Source organism: Janibacter sp. YB324, from assembly GCF_014217915.1.
Taxonomy (GTDB): Bacteria; Actinomycetota; Actinomycetes; order Actinomycetales; family Dermatophilaceae; genus Janibacter; species Janibacter indicus.
Window position 1 is genome coordinate 3,101,076 of record NZ_CP060120.1, and the last position, 17,994, is coordinate 3,119,069.

The 17,994-nt window shown below is 70.7% G+C and carries 20 protein-coding genes and 2 pseudogenes; 11 read left to right on the forward strand and 11 right to left on the reverse strand.

The window, feature by feature from the left end; genetic code table 11:
• Positions 1–35: 35 nt before the first annotated feature.
• The gene (ahpC, locus tag H7A72_RS15225; protein WP_084449693.1) at positions 36–602 is read right to left on the reverse strand and encodes an alkyl hydroperoxide reductase subunit C; all 567 of its coding nucleotides are present in this window, start codon (positions 600–602) and stop codon (positions 36–38) included.
• Positions 603–805: 203 nt separating this feature from the next.
• Between ahpC and H7A72_RS17255 the strand changes: the two are divergent.
• The 3 genes and pseudogenes from H7A72_RS17255 to H7A72_RS15240 all read left to right on the forward strand — a co-directional run.
• A pseudogene (locus tag H7A72_RS17255) lies at positions 806–1,135 on the forward strand (S1 family peptidase); the annotation flags it as partial.
• 169 nt (positions 1,136–1,304) lie between these two features.
• Positions 1,305–1,733 carry a hypothetical protein gene (locus tag H7A72_RS15235; RefSeq protein WP_185221062.1) on the forward strand — a complete coding sequence of 143 codons (429 nt, stop codon included), beginning with the start codon at positions 1,305–1,307 and terminating at the stop codon, positions 1,731–1,733.
• Between the two features lie 165 nt (positions 1,734–1,898).
• On the forward strand, positions 1,899–3,161 hold the full coding sequence (locus tag H7A72_RS15240; RefSeq protein ID WP_185221063.1) for a hypothetical protein: 1,263 nt from the start codon (positions 1,899–1,901) through the stop codon (positions 3,159–3,161).
• A gap of 1 nt (position 3,162) precedes the next feature.
• On the opposite strand, the gene H7A72_RS15245 is transcribed toward H7A72_RS15240, so the two are convergent.
• Positions 3,163–4,665: an amidohydrolase gene (locus H7A72_RS15245; RefSeq protein ID WP_185221064.1), complete on the reverse strand. Its 1,503-nt coding sequence runs from the start codon at positions 4,663–4,665 to the stop codon at positions 3,163–3,165.
• 32 nt (positions 4,666–4,697) lie between these two features.
• Here H7A72_RS15245 and H7A72_RS15250 point away from each other — a divergent pair, with 32 nt between their 5' ends.
• Complete coding sequence (locus tag H7A72_RS15250; protein ID WP_185221065.1) at positions 4,698–5,261, forward strand: nucleosidase; 564 nt, start codon at positions 4,698–4,700, stop codon at positions 5,259–5,261.
• A 135-nt stretch (positions 5,262–5,396) separates the two neighbouring features.
• Positions 5,397–5,732 carry a tetratricopeptide repeat protein gene (locus H7A72_RS15255; RefSeq protein WP_223277676.1) on the forward strand — a complete coding sequence of 112 codons (336 nt, stop codon included), beginning with the start codon at positions 5,397–5,399 and terminating at the stop codon, positions 5,730–5,732.
• Positions 5,733–5,854: 122 nt separating this feature from the next.
• On the opposite strand, the gene fumC is transcribed toward H7A72_RS15255, so the two are convergent.
• Entirely contained in the window at positions 5,855–7,255 is a 1,401-nt protein-coding gene (fumC, locus tag H7A72_RS15260) for a class II fumarate hydratase (protein ID WP_072625830.1), read from the reverse strand.
• A gap of 97 nt (positions 7,256–7,352) precedes the next feature.
• On the opposite strand from fumC, the gene H7A72_RS15265 reads away from it, so the two are divergent.
• Complete coding sequence (locus H7A72_RS15265) at positions 7,353–7,562, forward strand: hypothetical protein (RefSeq protein WP_072625831.1); 210 nt, start codon at positions 7,353–7,355, stop codon at positions 7,560–7,562.
• Between the two features lie 10 nt (positions 7,563–7,572).
• On the opposite strand, the gene H7A72_RS15270 is transcribed toward H7A72_RS15265, so the two are convergent.
• Complete coding sequence (locus H7A72_RS15270) at positions 7,573–8,148, reverse strand: TIGR00730 family Rossman fold protein (RefSeq protein WP_205703073.1); 576 nt, start codon at positions 8,146–8,148, stop codon at positions 7,573–7,575.
• Between the two features lie 267 nt (positions 8,149–8,415).
• Here H7A72_RS15270 and H7A72_RS15275 point away from each other — a divergent pair, with 267 nt between their 5' ends.
• On the forward strand, positions 8,416–9,720 hold the full coding sequence (locus H7A72_RS15275; RefSeq protein ID WP_185221067.1) for an MFS transporter: 1,305 nt from the start codon (positions 8,416–8,418) through the stop codon (positions 9,718–9,720).
• On the opposite strand, the gene H7A72_RS15280 is transcribed toward H7A72_RS15275, so the two are convergent.
• Complete coding sequence (locus tag H7A72_RS15280) at positions 9,704–10,303, reverse strand: TetR/AcrR family transcriptional regulator (protein WP_205703074.1); 600 nt, start codon at positions 10,301–10,303, stop codon at positions 9,704–9,706. The two genes, H7A72_RS15275 and H7A72_RS15280, sit on opposite strands and share 17 nt — an antisense overlap.
• 89 nt (positions 10,304–10,392) lie before the next feature.
• On the opposite strand from H7A72_RS15280, the gene H7A72_RS15285 reads away from it, so the two are divergent.
• Complete coding sequence (locus H7A72_RS15285; protein ID WP_185221068.1) at positions 10,393–11,574, forward strand: sterol desaturase family protein; 1,182 nt, start codon at positions 10,393–10,395, stop codon at positions 11,572–11,574.
• A gap of 54 nt (positions 11,575–11,628) precedes the next feature.
• Here the strand turns inward: H7A72_RS15285 and H7A72_RS15290 are convergent, their stop codons facing one another.
• The 6 genes and pseudogenes from H7A72_RS15290 to H7A72_RS16780 all read right to left on the reverse strand — a co-directional run.
• Positions 11,629–12,384 (reverse strand): ABC transporter ATP-binding protein, encoded by a 756-nt coding sequence (locus tag H7A72_RS15290; protein ID WP_185221069.1) that lies wholly within the window; start codon positions 12,382–12,384, stop codon positions 11,629–11,631.
• Positions 12,381–13,448 (reverse strand): iron chelate uptake ABC transporter family permease subunit, encoded by a 1,068-nt coding sequence (locus H7A72_RS15295; RefSeq protein ID WP_205703075.1) that lies wholly within the window; start codon positions 13,446–13,448, stop codon positions 12,381–12,383. The genes H7A72_RS15290 and H7A72_RS15295 overlap by 4 nt, the downstream gene beginning before the upstream one ends.
• Positions 13,441–14,424: an ABC transporter permease gene (locus H7A72_RS15300; protein WP_072625835.1), complete on the reverse strand. Its 984-nt coding sequence runs from the start codon at positions 14,422–14,424 to the stop codon at positions 13,441–13,443. The genes H7A72_RS15295 and H7A72_RS15300 overlap by 8 nt, the downstream gene beginning before the upstream one ends.
• Complete coding sequence (locus tag H7A72_RS15305) at positions 14,421–15,392, reverse strand: siderophore ABC transporter substrate-binding protein (protein ID WP_185221070.1); 972 nt, start codon at positions 15,390–15,392, stop codon at positions 14,421–14,423. The genes H7A72_RS15300 and H7A72_RS15305 overlap by 4 nt, the downstream gene beginning before the upstream one ends.
• A gap of 172 nt (positions 15,393–15,564) precedes the next feature.
• Entirely contained in the window at positions 15,565–15,897 is a 333-nt protein-coding gene (locus H7A72_RS15310) for a hypothetical protein (protein WP_185221071.1), read from the reverse strand.
• A pseudogene (locus tag H7A72_RS16780) lies at positions 15,842–16,498 on the reverse strand (maleylpyruvate isomerase N-terminal domain-containing protein); the annotation flags it as partial. The pseudogene H7A72_RS16780 and the gene H7A72_RS15310, both read right to left, overlap by 56 nt.
• Between H7A72_RS16780 and H7A72_RS15315 the strand changes: the two are divergent.
• From H7A72_RS15315 to H7A72_RS15325, 3 genes are all read left to right on the forward strand, one after another.
• Positions 16,469–17,257: a PIG-L deacetylase family protein gene (locus H7A72_RS15315; RefSeq protein ID WP_185221072.1), complete on the forward strand. Its 789-nt coding sequence runs from the start codon at positions 16,469–16,471 to the stop codon at positions 17,255–17,257. The pseudogene H7A72_RS16780 and the gene H7A72_RS15315 sit on opposite strands and share 30 nt — an antisense overlap.
• Before the next feature lie 36 nt (positions 17,258–17,293).
• Positions 17,294–17,725: a hypothetical protein gene (locus tag H7A72_RS15320; protein ID WP_185221073.1), complete on the forward strand. Its 432-nt coding sequence runs from the start codon at positions 17,294–17,296 to the stop codon at positions 17,723–17,725.
• Positions 17,726–17,811: 86 nt separating this feature from the next.
• Positions 17,812–17,994 (forward strand): hypothetical protein, encoded by a 183-nt coding sequence (locus H7A72_RS15325; protein WP_072625838.1) that lies wholly within the window; start codon positions 17,812–17,814, stop codon positions 17,992–17,994.

Here is a 17,994-nt window from a genome sequence, read left to right on the forward strand (position 1 = left end):
CGTTGACGGCGATCAGGTCGAGCGGAGAGGCCCGATCAGATCTTGCCGACGAGGTCCAGGCTCGGGGCGAGGGTCTCGGCGCCCTCTTCCCACTTGGCCGGGCAGACCTCACCGGGGTTGTTGCGGACGTACTGGGCGGCCTTGACCTTGCGGACGAGCTCCTTGGCGTTGCGGCCGATGCCCTCGGCCGTGATCTCGAGGAACTGGATGACGCCGTCGGGGTCGACGAGGAAGGTGCCACGGTTGGCCAGGCCCTCGTCCTCGCGCAGGATGTCGAAGTTGCGCGAGATGGTGGCGGTCGGGTCGCCGAGCATCGGGTAGGTGACCTTGCCGACCGCGTCAGAGGTCTCGTGCCACGCCTTGTGGGTGAAGTGCGTGTCGGTCGAGACCGAGAAGACCTCGACGCCCAAGCCCTTGAGCTCCGCGTCGTACTCGGCCGCGAGGTCCTCGAGCTCCGTCGGGCAGACGAAGGTGAAGTCGGCCGGGTAGAAGAAGAAGATCGCCCACTTGCCGGCGATGTCCGCCTCGGAGAAGTCCTTGAACTCACCGTCGATGTAGCCGGTGGCCTGGAAGGGCTTGATCTGGGTGTTGATGAGGGACATGCGTTGGTCTCCTGTGCATCTCTCGGGTTCAGTTCGCTCCATCCGGCGCGGACTTGACCGCTCCGTTGATTGGAACGAGTCCAGATTAGCCAAGGCCCCCCCTTCGATGCAACCCGGGGCGGTGACATCGACGTGAACCCTGCGTGTGAAGGGCGCGAACTCACCCGGCAAGAGGCCACTCGGGCTACTACCCGGTCGAGGGCGCGAGCAAGAACGCCGTCGGCTCCGAGATCTGCAAGGCCGGCAACACGACCGGCTGGACCTGCGGGACGATCAAGGCCTACAACCGCACCGTCAACTACGGCGGCACGGTCGTCTCCGGTCTCGCCGAGGCGAGCGTCTGCACGGAGGGCGGCGACTCCGGGGGCGCGTACATCGGTGTCGGCAACCTCGCCCAGGGCATGACCTCCGGCGGTCCGGTCGGTGTCGAGCGCGGTTGGAACCGCGGCTACGCGGCCGGCTCGTACAGCTTCTACCAGCCGGTCGTCGACGCGGCGAACTACTACGGCGTCACGATCGACACCGCCAACTGACCCCTGGCCAGCATCACCGGATGGGCGGGGCCTCACGGCCTCGCCCATCCGATGGTGGAGGCGGGAGGCCGCCCGCGGCCGAACCCACCCGCTGGTGGAGGCGCGAGGCCGCCCGCGGCCGAGCCTCGACACCACGGAACTTTCCGCCGACGCACCACGTCACAGGTGCATGAAGCCGCTCGCCCTCGCCGCCGCGCTCCTGCTGACCTCCGCCTGCGGGCTCGTCGGCGGGGGCGACGAGCCGCAGCTCGACCCGGCCACGGTCGTGGTGGAGGTCAGCTGGGTCCCGCCCTCGACCCCCGACCGCTACCAGGACACCCGCTCGCTCCGGCTCTCGCAGGACGAGGTGAGCGAGGAGGTCAAGGGGGACGAGACGTCACGGCCGATGGACGCCGACCAGTGGGAGGATTTCGTCGCCGAGCTGCCCGCCCGCCTCGACGAGATCGAGGGTCAGGACAGCCCGTGCGTCGGAGCGGGCGGCACCAACCTCACCGTGACCGGCGCCGGCAGCGCCGACCGAGAGCTCGTCACGACCGTCTGCGGCGGCGAGCCGCACCCCTCCGCCGCGAAGATCGACTCGCTCGTCGAGGGCTTCTGACTCAGGATCCCGAAGAGCTCGGGTTCCGCCGCGACGTCCAGCAGTCGTACCGACGCTACTCCCTGCGCTGTCGGGGGGCCGTGGCTAGCATGTCCGACATCACGCCCCTTTTCGTGCAGCTGCCCCACAGTTGCACGCGGATCGGGCCGGACACCGGGGAGACGTATGGACGACGACAGCAGCTTTGGCGACGAGGTCCACCTCGTCCGCGACGCCAAGGGCATCGCCATCATCGGGAGCCACCAGGCGGTTGAGCGATTCGTCACGGCTGAGGGCGTTCCATCCCGTGCGGTTGACGTGCTGCGCCTGAGCCAGATCCTCACGGCCGGGTCCGGGGCCGCCCGGGCGTCCGCCCAGGTCGCCGCCGAGTCCGGGCGCTGGATCAAGTTGACCAAGGAGTCAGCGGAGAAGCTCTCGACGTCGACTCCCATGAAGGGTTCCACCGCCGATGTCAGTCGCGCGATCGTCACAGACAAGGGCAAGATCACCGGGATCCTCGAGTTCTCCACGCAGCATGGTGATGTCCTGGCCAACCCCGCGATCCTGACCGGCGCTGCCGGGGTTATGGCACAGCTCGCCATGCAGCAGGCCATGGACGAGATCACCGACTACCTCAAGGCCATCGACGCCAAGGTCGACGACATCCTGCGCGCTCAGAAGGATGCCGTGCTCGCGGACATGATCGCTGCCGGCGACCTGCTCGACGAGGCCATGGCCGTCCGGGAGAGCGTCGGGCGCGTGTCCGAGGTGACCTGGTCCAAGGTGCAAGGGGTCGGCTTCACGATCAGCCGGACCCAGATCTATGCCCTGCGCCAGCTCGATGCACTGGCGGAGAGGCTCGAGGGTCAACGTGATGTCGGGGACCTCGTCGAGATCACGCGAAATGCCGAGGACATCAGCCGCGAGTGGTTCGCCGTGCTCGCGCGGTGTTTCCAGCTGCTCGACGCCATCGCCATCCTCGAGCTGGACCGGGTCCTCGACGCGTCACCCGATGAGCTCGACACCCACCGCCGCGGACTCGAGACCGCCCGCGAGAACCGAGCTCGAGCGATCGCCGAGCGAACCCATATTCTGCTGTCCCGGATCGACGATGCGGCGGGGACCGCCAACGCCAAGGTCCTCACGAACCCGCGCTCCTCGGCCAAGGTCGTCCGGTCTCGCAACAGAGTCGCGTCCCAGATCGTAGGGTTTCACGACGTCCTCGGCCTTACGCAGGACGGCGCCGACGTCGATGCCCGCGCGTGGGGCGCGGCCGCGACGGACCTCCGGGACCGTGCGGTCGAACGAGGCGCCGAGAAGGTGGACGCGGCCAAGCGGTTCGGAGCCGACCGCTTGACGCGCGCGAAGACGGCCAAGGACAAGGTGAGCGACCGCCTGCCCGAGGTCTCCGTAAGCATCCACAGGAAGAAGGGTTCCGAGCGAGACTGACTCAGGCGGAGTGGGTCAGTCGACCGCCGACGAAGGTCGCCAGCACCTGCGTCTCCCGCAGGTGAGCTGCCTGGGCTGCGGTACCGGGCAGGCCTGCGGGGCAGGGGTCCTCGGCGAGGAGGGCGACGTCGCCCGGGCCCCCGACGGTGAGCTCGGTGACGCCGTCGGTCGAGGCGAGCAGCGCCTCGCGGGGCGCGATCGCCTGCTCCGGCGCCCAGGGCTCGCGCTCGTCGGCACTGCGGTGGACCGCCGCCGCCATGGCGAGCCACGGGTCGAGCGGGGAGACGGGAGCGTCCGACCCCAGGCGAAGGGGGATCCCCGCCGTCGTCATCGAGCGCAGGGCGAAGCACCGGTCGAGCCGGTCGGGCCACAGGGCCTCGGTCGAGTCGCGGTCGTCGAGCAGGTGCGCCGGCTGGACGCTCGCGATGAGCCCGAGGTCGGCGAAGCGACCCAGCGCCTCCATCCGCACCAGCTGCGCGTGCTCGATCGTGCCGCGTGCGCCGCTCGCGGCGTAGGCGTCGAGGGCGTCGAGCAGCGCCTGGTCGCCGATCGCGTGGACCGCGCCGTCGAGGCCGTGCGCGTGGGCGCGCCGCAGCAGCCCGGTGAGCTCCTCGGGACCGACAGTGCTCTTGCCGTGCGGGTCGCCGAGGTCGTCGTCGGTGACGAAGGGCTCGCAGCACCAGGCGGTGCGGGTGTTGAGCGAGCCGTCGGTGATGACCTTGAGCGGGCCCATCGTCACCAGGCCGGTCCCGTCGAGCACGTCGCCGGTCCGCACACCCGCGGCGATGGTCTCCTCGAGCCCCTCGGGGTAGGTCGCCGGACGCACCCGTAGCAGGTCGAGGCCGTCGGCGGTGCGCTGAGGCCACTCGAGGCGCCCCGCCTCGAATTCCATGTCGGCGATGCCGACGACCCCCTTCGCCGCGGCGGCACGCATCGCCGAGTCGAGGCTGGCGCGGACGACGGCCGGGTCCTCCGGCAGGTCGGCCAGGCGCTGGTAGATCGGGAACCACTCGTCCTCGTCGAGGTGCCCCTCGTGGACCGGCAGACCAAGGGCTCGGAAGGCCGCGCTGCTCAGCCACCCGGCGTGGCAGTCCCCGCTGATGAGGATGACCGGCCGGTCGCCGGCGACGGCGTCGAGCTCGGCGGTGCCCGGCAGCCGGTCCCAGCCCGCGACCCGCCAGCCGAAGCCCTGCACGACCGTGCCCGGCGCGGGACGCTCCGCGGCGAGGTGGCGCGCGACCCGGGCCGTGACCTCCTCGGGGCTCGCGGTGTCCGCGACGTCGACCCGGCGGGACATCGCCGCCCACTGGCCGAAGTGCACGTGTGCGTCCCACAGCCCCGGGAGCGCGAGCGCTCCGCCGGCGTCATGGACCTCGGCCCCCGCGGTGGTGAGGTGCTCGCCGATCTCGGCGATCCTCCCTTCGCGCAGCCGGATGTCCACGGGTGCGGCGCCGGGTCGCAGGCGGGCGCCACGGATCAGCGCGTGCGGGACGAAGGGGGCCATGCTCCGCACGATACGACGGATACGGTGGCGCCATGCACCTGCTCGTCGTCGCCGCGATCCGGGCCGAGGCCGCCCACGTCCCCGAAGACCTCGAGGTCCTCGTCACCGGGGTCGGCAAGACCCTCGCGGCCGTGCAGGTCACCCGCGCGATCTGTGAGCACCCGCGCCGCGACGAGCTCGTCGTCGTCAACATCGGCACGGCCGGCGCCCTGCGCCCCGACGTCGCCGGACTGCACGAGATCGGGACCGTGCTCAATCACGACCTGTCGGCCGAGCCGATCCGGCAGCTCGGCCTCGACCCTCGCGAGCGGATCGAGCTGGACGCCGGCCGACCAACGGCGCTGGCGAGCGGCGACCTCTTCGTCACCGACCCGGCCGTGCGCGACGAGCTCGCCACACGCGCCGACCTCGTCGACATGGAGGGCTACGCCATCGCCCTCGCGTGCACCGAGCTCGGCGTGCCCGTCCACCTGGTCAAGGTCGTGAGCGACAACGCCGACGAGACCGCGCACGACTGGTCCGCGGCCGTCGACGGTTGCGCCCGCGAGCTGGGCGCGTGGCTGGCGGACTTCGTCCGGCTCGACCGCGTGCGCTGAGCGTGCGCCGGCCTGCTGGGAATGGTTCTCACCCCGGCGGGGTTGAGGACGTCATGACCACGACGACGCGCGAGCTGTACGGCTTCGAGCGCTACGAGCGCGCGAAGCACGCCTTCGACGATGCCCGCTACACCGATGCGGCGAGCGACCTCGAGGACTTCTTCACCGATCTCGCGGCCGCCCGCGCGGAGGGCGACGCCGACCCCGTCGGGCACGGCACCCGCCGAGATCCACCTGCTGCTGGCGCGCTGCTACTTCCACTCCGCGCAGCTCGGGCGGGCCGAGGCCGCGGCCCGCGAGGTCATCGCCGAGGCTCCCGACGACGCCTACGCGCACCTGCTCCTGGGCCGCACCCTGCAGCGGGCCGGCCGAGCCGACGAGGCGCGCGGCCCCCTTCGCCTGGCGGAGCTGCTCGGAGGCTACGGCACCGCTGCGGGCCCGGCGGCCAAGGTCGCCGACGAGGGTTTCTGACCGGCCCGACGACTCCCGCCGCTGCTCAACAAGAGAAACCTCCCCTTCGCAAGGGTTTGAAACCCTTGCGAAGGGGGAGGTTTCTCGGGTGACCCGGAAATCCCGGGGCGGGTGAGGCGTCGTCAGGCGCTCGGGTGCGTCATGTCGGCCGGGACGACCCAGGCGTCGAAGTCCTCGCCGGAGATGTCACCGGAGGCGACGGCGGCCTCGCGCAGGCTCGTGCCCTCCTTGTGCGCCTTCTTGGCGATGGCCGCTGCCTTGTCGTAGCCGATGTGGCGGTTGAGCGCGGTGACGAGCATGAGGTTGCGCGAGAGGTTCTCGTCGATCTTCTCGCGGACCGGCTCGATGCCGACGGCGCAGTTGGTGTCGAAGGAGACACAGGCGTCGGAGATCAGGCGGATCGACTCGATGACCGCGTGCGCCATGACCGGCTTGTAGACGTTGAGCTGGAAGTTGCCCTGGCTGCCGGCGAAGCCGACCGTCGCGTCGTTGCCGAAGACCCGGGTGGCGACCATCGTCATCGCCTCGGCCTGGGTGGGGTTGACCTTGCCCGGCATGATCGACGAGCCCGGCTCGTTTTCCGGGATCGCGAGCTCGCCGATGCCGTTGCGCGGGCCGGAGGCGTACCAGCGCACGTCGTTGGCGATCTTCATCAGGGCGCCGGCGAGGGTGCGAAGGGAGCCGCTCACCTCGACGAGCGCGTCGTGCGCCGAGAGGCTGGCGAAGAGGTTGGGGGCCTGGACGAAGTCGTAGCCGGCCTCGTCGCTGATCTTGGCCGCGCAGAGCTTGCCGAAGTCGGGGTGGGCGTTGAGGCCCGTGCCGACCGCGGTGCCACCGATGGCCAGCTCGCGGGCGCGCTCGTCGGCGTGCTTGACCGCATCCAGGGCGAAGTCGATCTGGGCGACCCAGCCGCCGATGACCTGGCCGAGGGTCACCGGGGTGGCGTCCTGCAGGTGGGTGCGGCCGACCATGACGATGTCGGCGAACTCCTTGGCCTTGGCGGCCAGGGTCTCGCGCAGCTGCGTGACGGACGGGTAGAGACGCTCGTTGAGGTCGAGGACGATCGCGATGTGCATCGCCGTGGGGAAGGTGTCGTTGCTCGACTGGCCGCGATTGACGTGGTCGTTGGGGTGGACCGGGGTCTTGGAGCCCATCTCGCCGCCGGCGATCTCGATGCCGCGGTTGGAGATGACCTCGTTGGAGTTCATGTTGGACTGCGTGCCCGAGCCGGTCTGGAAGACGACGAGCGGGAAGTGCTCGTCGAGGTCGCCCGCGATGACCTCGTCGGCCGCCTGCGCCACGAGGTCGGCGACGTCCTGCGGCAGCTCGCCGAGCTCGGCGTTGGCCAGGGCGGCGGACTTCTTGAGGATGCCGAGGGCGCGGATCATCGAGCGGCCCCAGACGAAGGTGTCGCGACCGATGTCGAAGTTGCCGAGCGAGCGCTGCGTCTGCGCGCCCCAGTACTTGTCCGCGGCCACCTCGATGGTGCCCATGCTGTCCTTCTCCGCACGCGTCTGAGTCATGGGGACAACGCTACTCGGCGGCGGACGACGGCCCGCGCAATACCCCGGAAACATGAGCGCAGCAGTCGGGAAATCCTTGCGGCGCACCATCTCTCGCATGCAGCGCCACACAAGCACCGTCCGTCGCCTGACCGCCCCCGAGCTCACCCGCCCCGCGCAGGGTCCGCGCATCGTCGCCTACCGGTGCGGTGTGCACGAGACCTTCCGGATCCTGTGGCCGGAGGTGGACGCACCCCTGGTCCACCCGTGCCCCGAGTGCGCGGGATCCTCCCTTCGCCTCATCGGGATCCGCCCCGACGCCGCCTGACGAAGGGGGGTCAGGTCACCGGCCGCAGCATCCGGGTGCCGGTGCCGCGCGCCTCGAGGCCGGCGAGCGCGGCATCGAGGTCGGGCGCGACGACGACGTCGTCGAGGCTCGCCTGCGACATGAAGCCGGCCTGCGAGATGCCGCGAAGGGAGTCGAGCAGCGGGGTCCAGAAGCCGTCGGCGTCGAGGAAGCCGACCGGCTTGTCGAGCAGGCCGATCTGCCGCCAAGTCCACACCTCGAAGACCTCCTCGAGCGTGCCCATGCCGCCGGGCAGCGCGAGGAAGGCGCTCGTCAGGTCGGCCATGAGCGCCTTGCGCTCGTGCATCGTCTCGACGACGTGCACCTCGGTGAGGTCGTCGCGGCCCCACTCCCGCTCGATCATGAAGGTGGGGATGACGCCGATGACCTCACCACCTGCGTCGAGCGCACCCTGGGCCACGGCGCCCATGAGGCCACCGCCGCCCGCGCCGTAGACCAGACCGATATCCCGGCGGGCCAGCTCGGCCCCGACGTCGTGCGCGAGGTCCACCCAGCGAGGGTCGGTGCCGGGGGTCGAGCCGCAGAAGACGGTGAGGCGCTTGATCACGGCTCGACGATATGTGGTCGCCGGGTCTCGAGGCTCGTCGCAGAGCTCCTCGCACCTCGACCAACGGTGGCTGAGGAGCGACGAAGGAGCCTCGAAGCCAGGCGCGACCTCGCACCTCGACCAACGGTGGCTGAGGAGCGACGAAGGAGCCTCGAAGCCAGGCGCGACAGCGCACCTCGACCAACGGTGGCTGAGGAGCGACGAAGGAGCCTCGAAGCCAGGCGCGACAGCGCACCTCGACCAGCGAATTCCCGACAGACTGGGTGCATGCGGCAACCACTGACGGGCGGGCAGCGCGGGTACCTGCTCGCGACGCTGACCCTGGCCAATGTCGTCAACTTCTACGACCGGACGATCCCGGCCGTCATCGTCGAACCGCTCAAGGGGGAGTTCGGCCTCACCGACACGATGGTCGGCGTGCTCGGCGGGTCCTTCACCGTCGTCTACGCCATCGCCGGCGTGCTCCTCGGTCGGCTCGCCGACCGGGTCCCGCGTCGCTACGTCATGGCGGCCGGACTCGTCGTGTGGAGCCTCTTCACCGGGGCGAGCGGTCTCGTGCAGGGCTTCCTCTTCCTCTTCCTCTTCCGCCTGGGCGTCGGCATCGGCGAGGCGAGCTACGGCCCGGCGTCCAATGCGCTGATCTGCGACGTCTACGAGCCGAAGCGCCGCAGCCGCGCCATCAGCATCGTCTCCCTCGGGATCCCCGTGGGGCTGCTCCTCGCCTTCCTCACCGTCGGCGTGCTCGTCGAGGCCACGGGGACGTGGCGGGCCCCCTTCGTCATCGCGGCCGTGCCCGGCCTGCTCCTCGCGATCGCCGTCCTCTTTGTCAAGGAACCACCCCGCGGCGCCACCGACACCGTCGAGCTGCACGCGCAGGAGCAGGAGCGGCACCCCTATCGCGCCGTGCTGCGGATCCGCACGATCACCTGGCTCATGGTCGCCGGCATCGGGCTGCAGATCCCGACCTACGGCGTCGCGACCTTCGTCGTGCCACTGCTCCAGCGCTACTTCGGCCTGTCGATCGGGCCGGCGTCGATCGGCGCCGGGGCGATCCTCGGGCTCGCCGGCATCGTCGGCCTGCTCCTCGGGGGGCGTCTGGCCGACCGCGCCTCCGACCGGCACCCGTCAGGCCGGCTCGTCGTCGCGGCAGCCGGTTTCGCCGCCGCGATCCCCCTGACCCTCGCCGCGCTGCTGCTCGGCCCCGGCCGTGCCGTCGCCTTCGTCGCGCTCTTCGCCATCGGCTGGACGGGCACCCAGTTCCTCTCCGCCGCAGCGTCGCCCGCGATCGCCGACGTCACGCCACCGCAGCTGCGGGCCACGGCGATCGCGGTCTACTTCGCGTCCTTCAACCTCGTCGGCGCGACGATCGGCCCGATCCTCGTCGGCGCCCTCTCGGACGGCCTCGCCACACCGGTCGACGGCCTGGCCGCCGATGCCGTCGGCCTGCACCGCGCGCTCCTCACGGTGATCCCCATCGGGCTGGCGATCGCCGTCCTCGGTGCGTGGCGGGCCAGCCGCGCGCTCCCCCACGACCGCGATGCCATGACGAAGGGGGTCACCCCCGCAGCGTGACCACGGCCAGCAGGCGGGTGAGCCGTTGCGCCATCTGCTCCGCGGTGTGGTCATCGTGCTCCTGCCACCACGCGACCGCGGCCTCGACGATCGACTCCCAGATGTGGTCGAGCAGGTCGTGGTCGAGCGGGTCGGCGAGCCCGGCCGCCTCGAGGACGTCTCGGGTGCCGACGGTCCCCATCGAGTGCAGCTGTGCGCGGTAGCCCTGTGCCAGCTCGGCAGCCGCCGACCCCTCGGGCAGGGTCTCGTCCTTGACGAGCGCCCACGCATAGCGGTGCTCGGCCATCGCCGAGAAGATCGCGGTGAAGGTGTCGAGGGCGCGCTCACCGGGATCGGTCGCCGTCTGGGCCTGGGCGATCGTGGCGACGAGGCGCGGTCCGACCTCCTCGAGGCAGGCCTGCGCGAGGTCGGCCTTGGACCCGAAGACGTTGTGCACCATGGCCTTCGAGACACCGGCGCGCGCGGCGACGTCGGCCATCGAGGCGCAGGCATAGCCCTGGCTTCCCAGCTCCTCGACCGCCTCGTGCACGAGCTGCTGCCTGCGCTCGGCGCGGGCCACGCCCTTCGTCCCGATGCCACTCACGGATGCCTCCTCTGTGATCCGGCACATCTTGTCAGGCACGACAACTGACTCTATGGTCAGTTGAGCTCGTCCTCGGCAAAGGAGCCCCCATGGCACGCCCTGACCTGACCGTCCTCGCGATCCCTGCCTTCGTGGGCGCCATGGGTGTGGAGTACTGGTGGATGCACCACAAGCGCCCGGCCGCACCCGACGAGGACCGGCCAGGGGACTACGAGCTCAACGACACCTTCGCCAGCCTGAGCATGGGGATCGGCAGTCTCATCGCCCCCTTCGTCACCGGGCCGCTCGTGCGTCGTCTGGCGCCCGGGACCACGCGGGCGGGCACCGCGCTCATGGCCGTCGGCGCCGCGGCGGCCGTCGTGACGACCGTCGGAGACGTGCTGCGCCAGCGGCGCGCCCACGGGGGCGAGCTGCCCGAGGCCGGCACCCTCCCCTCGGACGCCCCGCAGCCGACGACCGTCCGCTCGCGCGTCGACGCCCTCGGCCTGCTCACCTCGGGCTCCGCCGTCGCCGCCGTCGGCTCGACCGCGGTCGCCGCGGCCTCGGTGTGGGCGCTACAGACCTCCGCGACGCGGCTCGCCGCGATCAGTCCCTTCCGCCAGCGCACGGGGGCCGTCCCCTACCTGCTCGCCATCGCCGGCTGGGACTTCATCTACTACTGGAACCACCGCACGGCCCACGAGTCGCGGTGGCTGTGGGCGGTGCACGTGGTCCACCACAGCAGCGAGCGCTACAACCTGTCGACGGCGCTGCGGCAGCCGGTCGCCGACGGCTTCACCCTGTCGGCGCCCTATGGGGTGCTCGCGCTGCTCGGGATCCCGCCACGCTACATCGAGGACGCACGGGCGCTCAACCTCATCTACCAGTTCTGGATCCACACCGAGGCCGTGCGCTCCATCGGCTGGCTGGAGAAGGTGCTCAACACCCCGAGCCACCACCGCGCCCACCACGGCAGCCAGCGCCAGTACCTCGACATCAACCACGGCTCGATCCTCATCCTGTGGGACAAGCTCTTCGGCACCTTCGAGCCGGAGGTCGAGCGGGTGCGCTACGGCCTGACCCGCAACATCGACAGCTTCAACCTCGGCACGATCGCCACCCACGAGTGGCGCGACATCGCCAAGGACATCGCGACGGCGCCGACCTGGTCGGACCGCTTCGGCTTCCTCCTGCGCGGCCCCGGGTGGGCCTACGAGCGAAGGGAGCAGCTCGCCCCGCCGTCGGACGCTCCGGTCGCCGCCGAGCGCGTCTCGGAGCCGGTCGCGGGCTGAGTGGGCGGATCGGGTGTCGAGGCTCGCTGGCGCTCGCCCCTCCACCGACGGCGGTCAGTAGTACACGGCGAGCGGCCCGTTGGGTCCGTCGATCACCTGCACCTCGGTGTCGAAGACCCGGGTGAGCACCTCGTCGGTCATGATCTGCCCTGGGGTCCCGAACTCGACGACCTGGCCGTCCTTGACCGCGCAGATCCGGTCAGCGTAGTGCCCGGCGAAGTTGATGTCGTGGAGCACGACGATGACCGTGCGCCCGAGCTCTGCGGCGGCCCGGTGCAGGTGGCGCATCATGTGCACGGAGTGCTGCATGTCGAGGTTGTTCAGCGGCTCGTCGAGCAGGACGTAGTCGGTGTCCTGGGCGAGCACCATGGCGACGTAGGCCCGCTGCCGCTGCCCCCCGGAGAGCTGGTCGAGATAGCGGCCCTCGAGGGCGGTGAGGTCGAGGAAGTCGATCGACCGGGAGATGACCTCCTCGTCGGCGACCGTGAGGCGTCCCTGCGAGTACGGGAAGCGCCCGAAGCCGACGAGCTGGCGCACGGTGAGCCGAGTGATGAAGTGGTTTTCCTGCCGCAGGATCGAGACGATCTTCGCCAGGTCCTTGGACTTGGTGCTGGCGACGTCGTAGCCCGCGATCTCGATGGCACCCTCGTCGATGTCGAGGAGCCGTCCGATCATCGTCAGCAGCGTCGACTTGCCGGCCCCGTTGGGCCCGACGAGTGCCGTGACACCGCCGGCCGGGATCTCGAGGTCGACCGGCCCGATCGTCACCTCGTCGCCGTAGCTCTTGCCGACGTCGGTCAGGGTGATCACAGGCGCCCCTTCTTGAGGATGACGAGGAGGAAGACCGAGCCGCCCACGAGCTCGATGATGATCGACACCACACCCTGGGCGTAGAAGACGTGCTTCATCACGACGTAGGCGCCGCAGAGCACGACGAAGCCGATGAGCGCGGCGACGGGGAAGATCCGGCGGTGGTCGTAGGTGTCGGCGGCCTGGTAGGCGAGCGTCGCGACGAGGAAGCCGAGGAAGGTCATCGGCCCGACGAGCGCGGTCGAGACGGCCATGAGGACCGAGACGAGGAAGAGCGTGCCCATGAGCTCACGCCGGTGGTCGAGCCCAAGGTTGGTCGCGGCATCGCGGCCGAGCGCGACGACATCGAGCCGTCGGGCGCGCCACCACAGCAGGGCGGCCGCGGCGAGGCACAGCGGGATCGCGATGGGGAAGTACATCGGGTCGGCGTTGGTCATGGAGCCGAACATCCGTGCGGTGAGCACGTCGAACTCGCTCGGCGTGAGCATCCGCCGCATGAAGGAGGAGACCGACGCGAGCCCACCGCCGATGACGATGCCGATGAGCAGCATGATCTGCACATTGGCGTAGCGCCCGGACAGCAGCCACCCGTAGAGCGCCAGCGAGAGCCCGACCATGAGCGCGATCTGCAGGACGAACTGCGGCAGCCCGGTGAGCATGCCGAGCCCGGACACGCCGAGGAAGTACACGGCCGCGGTCTGCACGGCGACGTAGAGCGACTCGAAGCCCATGATCGACGGCGTGATGATCCGGTTGTTGGTCACCGTCTGGAAGCTCACCGTCGCCATCGCCTGGCAGACCGCGACGACCGCCATCGCGACGAGCGAGCTGCCCCGCATCTGCGCGACGAGCCAGAACCCCTCGCTGCCGACCGGCATCGGGTTGTCCACCGCGAGGTGGGCGAACCCCAGGCCGACGGCCAGCACGAGCAGGCCGACGAGCACGACCCGGTAGCGCCGGCGGGAGCGGGCGGTGGGAAGGGGGCCGGACTCGCGTGCTCCGCCGGACGCCACGGGGGCGGTGACCGGCGGGGTGGTGCGCGGCTGCGCGGGTGCCTCAGCCACGACGACGCTGCCGCAGGAGGAGGGCGATGAAGACGACTGCGCCGACGACGCCGAGGATGAGCGAGACGGGCACCTCGAAGGGGGCGATGATCGTGCGCCCGACGAGGTCGCAGACGGTGACGATGGCGATGCCGAGCAGGCAGACCCACGGCAGGTTGCTGCGCAGGTCGTCGCCGCGCCACATCGAGATGATGTTGGGGACGATGAGCCCGAGGAAGGGCAGGTTGCCCACGACGACCGTGACGACCCCGGTCGCGACGGCGACGAGGACCGTGCCGATGAGGACGACCTGGTTGTAGTTGAGCCCGACATTCGTCGAGATCTCCTCGCCGAGGCCGGCGACGGTGAAGCGGTCCGCGACGACGAAGATCGCGATCGCGACGAGGGCGACGATCCACAGCACCTCGTACTGGCCGCGCAGGACCGAGGTGAAGCTACCGGCGAACCAGATCCCGAGGTTCTGCAGCATGTCGGTCTGCAGCGCGATGAAGGTCGAGACGGACCCGACGACGGCGCCGAGCATGATCCCCACGATCGGGACGATGAGCGAGGACCGGAGGGTCACCCTTCGCAGGAAGAGGAAGAAGACCATCGTGCCGATGAAGGCCGCGATGATCGCCCCGATCATCCGCTCGAGGAGGCTGGCCCCGGGGAAGAGGATCATCACGGCGAGCAGGCCCAGGCCCGCCCACTCGGTCGTGCCGGTCGTCGTCGGCTCGACGAAGCGGTTCTGCGTCAGCAGCTGCATGACCAGGCCCGACATCGCCATCGCGGCGCCGGCGAGGACGAGGGCGACGGTCCGCGGGATGCGGGTGATGGCGAACATCTCGCCGCCCCGGTCGCCGTCGAAGATGTCGTACACCCCGGTGAGCAGCGACACGACGAGGAGCCCGCCCACGGCGAGGATGCCGAGGACGAGCTTCGCGTCGAGGAGGCGCCCCTTGGAGGCGACGCGTTCAGCCGTGGTCGTGCTCAGCTCTGCTCCTCCAGCGCATCAGCGAAGGCCGAGAAGATCTCGGTGTAGGTCTGGATGCCCTCGTTGGTGTAAGTGTCCGCAGGGGCGAAGACGACCTGCCCCTCCTTGACCGCGGTGACGTCCTGGAGCGCCTCGGAGTCCTCGATGAGCTGCTTGGCGGGCGTGTAGCCCTCCTCGTCGGCGGCGACGGCCGCGTCACGGTCGAGGACGAGGATCCAGTCGGGGTCGGCCTTGGCGATTGCCTCGACGGACACCTCGTCACCCTGGTGGTCGTCGCTCGCACCCTCGACCTCGAGGGCCGGCTCGAGATCGAAGAGGTCGAAGACCGGGCCGAAGGTCTGGCCGACGGTCGGCGCGATGTAGCCGAGCTCTCCGCCGGAGGTGTTGATCGCCATGACCGTGTCGCCGGGCTCGTAAGCCTGCTTCACGCGGGCGACCTGCGCGTCGAGGTCCTCGCCGAGGGTCTTGGCCTCGTCCTGCTTGCCGAAGACCTCGCCGAGCACCTCGGTCTGCCGCTTGAGCTCGGTGTCGAGCGGCTCGCCCTCGCGCGGGTCGAGGTTGAGGAAGGCTGCGTCAGGGGCGAGCTCCTTGAGCTTGTCCTCGTGCTGGGTGAAGCGCTGGCCGTTGATGACGAGGTCGGGCTTCGCGGCGACGATGGCCTCGAGGTCGGGCTCGCGGTGGGTGCCGAGGTCGACGAGATCCTTGTCCTTGGTGTAGGAGATCGTCTCGGGCATGAGGCTCACCGCGGCGGCGGAGAGCTCGACGTCCCAGTCGGCGAGGGTCTCGAAGGTCCGGTTGTCGGTTGCCACGACCGAGGTGGGCTCCTGCGGGACCTGCTGCGTGCCGTTGTTGTCCTCGACCTCGATGGTCGGGCCGGCGGCGGAGTCGGAGTCGGACGATCCGCCGCAGGCGGACAGGGCGAGGGCGAGACCGCTGACGATGGCCAGCGGGCGGGTACGGCTGAGCACGATGGAGTCCTTTGCGAAGGGAGGGACCGCGCCGGGTGGGCACCTCGCCGCGGGTTGCCTAAGGCTAGCCTCACCAACCTTGGTCACCGCAAGCGGGTCCCGTCCTGCGGAACGGCGGGCCGGCCCCCTTTGCCCTCGCCGGACGGCGGAGCCGGTGCAGCCAACCCGGGAATCAGTCGATCGGTTGGCCGAGCACGCCGAGCAGCCGGTCGAGCAGAGCCTCGTCCCCCTCCATCTCGACCGGGTGGGCCGGCCCGCGGTGCCACAGCCACAGGTCGAGAGCCGCGGCGCCGGCGGTGATCGTCACGTCGGCCTCGGCATGCCCGTGGACGGAGCGGTCGAGCACCTGCAGCTCGGTCTGGTCGATCTCGTCACCGGTGCGCGGGTTGCGGCCAGCCACCCGGCCGAGGCCGACGAGGACGCGGTGGCCGGTGTCGGCCGCGTGGACGAGGACCCGCGACCCATCGTGCTCCCAGCCGGCCCAGCCGGGGAGGTTGCCGTACATCCACTCGAGGCACTCGAGCACGGCCGTCGCTCGCGAGCTGCGAGTCGAGCGGTGTGACCGCCCCGACGGTCAGCTCGGCGTCGACGCGGTGGATCAGCGCCTCGTGCGCCTGACGCCGGACGGTGAAGCCGACCGTGTGCAGCGCCGGGTCACCGATCCACGACCACGCGGCGTCGGCCGGGTCGGCATTGCGCAGGCCGAGCATGAGCTGCTCGTGGGCGTGGTCGAGGTGCCGGATCAGACCGGCCCGGTCGGCGGGCCGCTCCGGCTCCTCGTAGACCTCCGGCACCTCGGGCCGGCGGGCGATGACCCAGGCCCAGAAGTCCTGCACCTCTCCCCCGAGGTGCCACAGCAGGTCGTCGGCGCTCCAGTCGGGGCAGGTCGGCACCCGCAGCCCCGGGTTGGCGTCGGCGAGGCACTCGCGGAAGCGGCGGGTCTCGCGCTCGATCGCGGTGAGGTAGGTGTCCACGGGGAGCCCTGCGGCCGGGGGGTGAGGGGTCATGGGTGGAGACTTCCCCCCTTCGCCCGCCTCGGCAATCGAGTTGTCGGTGCGCCGGTGCACGATGTCCTCGTGACGACCACCGTCTTCTTCCACGCCCATCCCGACGACGAGGCCAGCGGGACCTCCGGGTCGATGGCCCTCACCTCCCGCGCCGGCGGCCGGGTGGTCGTCGTCTACGCGACCGGCGGCGAGCACGGGACCGTCCCCGACGACCTGGGCGAAGGGAGGACCCTCGCCGACCACCGTCGGCAGGAGGCCGAGGCCTCGGCCGCCGTCACGGGTACCGCCCGCGTCGCCTGGCTCGGCTACGTCGACTCCGGCATGACCGGCTGGGAGCACAACGCCTGGGACGGGTCCTTCCACGGTGCCGAGCTCGATGAGGCCGCCGGCCGCTTGGCCGCGATCCTCGACGAGGAGGACGCGGACGTCCTCGTCGGCTACGACTGGCACGGCGGCTACGGCCACCCCGACCACGTCAAGGTGCACCACGTCGCCCACCGCGCGGCCGAGCTGGCGGCCCGCCGCCCCCGCGTGCTCGAGAACACGATGAACCGCGACCGGATGCGCGAGCAGATCGAGGCGGCCAAGGCGGTGGGCATCGACCCAGGCTTCTCCCCCGACGACCCGATGGACGACGGCAACCCGATGGGCCTGCCGCAGAGCGAGATCCACCACGCCGTCGATGTCACCGAGGTCATCGACGTCAAGCGCGCGGCCCTCGCCTGCCACGCCTCGCAGGGTGACGTGCAGGAGATGCTGCAGATGCCGCGCGAGATCTTCGCCGCGGCCTTCGGCGTCGAGCACTACGCCGAGCCGGGCCGCCCCGAGGGGATGGTCAGCGCGCTCCCCTTCGTCTGAGCGGGCACCATGGAGAGACCGGGAGGTGTTGTCGTGATGACTGGTCGTGGACTCTTCGGTCCGCCACGCGCGGGCCGGGCGCTGGCCGGCGCCGCCCTCCTCCTCACACTGGGGGCCTGCGCGCAGGACCCGACCGACCCCGCATCGTCCACCCCGACCTCGAACCCGACCACGGAGACCTCGATGACGAGCACGACGCCCCCTTCGGACCGGCAGGCTGCGGCGGCCGCAGACCTGGCGAAGCGTCTGGCCATCGACCCTGCCGACGTCGAGCTGGTGTCACAGGACGTGGTGACCTGGCGCGACAGCAGCCTCGGCTGCCCGGAGCCAGGGCGGGTCTACGGCCAGACCCTCGTCGAGGGACACCGGATCGTGCTGCGAGCGCAGGGCCGCGAGTACACGTACCACTCGGGCGGGAGCACGGCCTCCTTCCTCTGCGAGGACCCGCAGGAGCCCGCCACCTCCTAGCCCCGGGGGAAGGGGGATCCGCCGGCGGTTCCCGAGGAGCGAACGGAGGGTAGGCGAGCCTCACCTGCATGGCCTAGCGTGCCGCCATGGGCAAGAAGGTCAAGATCGGGAAGATCAAGGTCAAGGAGAAGTGCTGCGTCAGCAAGAAGCGCTGCAGCTCCTGCCCGATCCGCCTGCTCAAGGAGGGGCGCCTGCCCGACGGCTACGCGGTCCACAAGCGCCGGCTCGTCACCGCCAAGGCCAAGGACAAGCTGCGCAAGGCCGCCTGA

Excerpts from the sequence above, each read along its gene's own strand:
- H7A72_RS15320 (WP_185221073.1), top strand. The coding sequence starts at position 17,294 with ATGACTGGTCGTGGACTCTTCGGTCCGCCACGCGCGGGCCGGGCGCTG.
- H7A72_RS15235 (WP_185221062.1), top strand. The coding sequence starts at position 1,305 with ATGAAGCCGCTCGCCCTCGCCGCCGCGCTCCTGCTGACCTCCGCCTGC.
- fumC (WP_072625830.1), bottom strand. The coding sequence starts at position 7,255 with ATGACTCAGACGCGTGCGGAGAAGGACAGCATGGGCACCATCGAGGTG.
- H7A72_RS15285 (WP_185221068.1), top strand. The coding sequence starts at position 10,393 with ATGGCACGCCCTGACCTGACCGTCCTCGCGATCCCTGCCTTCGTGGGC.
- H7A72_RS15240 (WP_185221063.1), top strand. The coding sequence starts at position 1,899 with ATGGACGACGACAGCAGCTTTGGCGACGAGGTCCACCTCGTCCGCGAC.
- ahpC (WP_084449693.1), bottom strand. The coding sequence starts at position 602 with ATGTCCCTCATCAACACCCAGATCAAGCCCTTCCAGGCCACCGGCTAC.
- H7A72_RS15255 (WP_223277676.1), top strand. The coding sequence starts at position 5,397 with ATGCGGCGAGCGACCTCGAGGACTTCTTCACCGATCTCGCGGCCGCCC.
- H7A72_RS15245 (WP_185221064.1), bottom strand. The coding sequence starts at position 4,665 with ATGGCCCCCTTCGTCCCGCACGCGCTGATCCGTGGCGCCCGCCTGCGA.
- H7A72_RS15325 (WP_072625838.1), top strand. The coding sequence starts at position 17,812 with ATGGGCAAGAAGGTCAAGATCGGGAAGATCAAGGTCAAGGAGAAGTGC.
- H7A72_RS15275 (WP_185221067.1), top strand. The coding sequence starts at position 8,416 with ATGCGGCAACCACTGACGGGCGGGCAGCGCGGGTACCTGCTCGCGACG.
- H7A72_RS15310 (WP_185221071.1), bottom strand. The coding sequence starts at position 15,897 with ATGTACGGCAACCTCCCCGGCTGGGCCGGCTGGGAGCACGATGGGTCG.
- H7A72_RS15265 (WP_072625831.1), top strand. The coding sequence starts at position 7,353 with ATGCAGCGCCACACAAGCACCGTCCGTCGCCTGACCGCCCCCGAGCTC.
- H7A72_RS15250 (WP_185221065.1), top strand. The coding sequence starts at position 4,698 with ATGCACCTGCTCGTCGTCGCCGCGATCCGGGCCGAGGCCGCCCACGTC.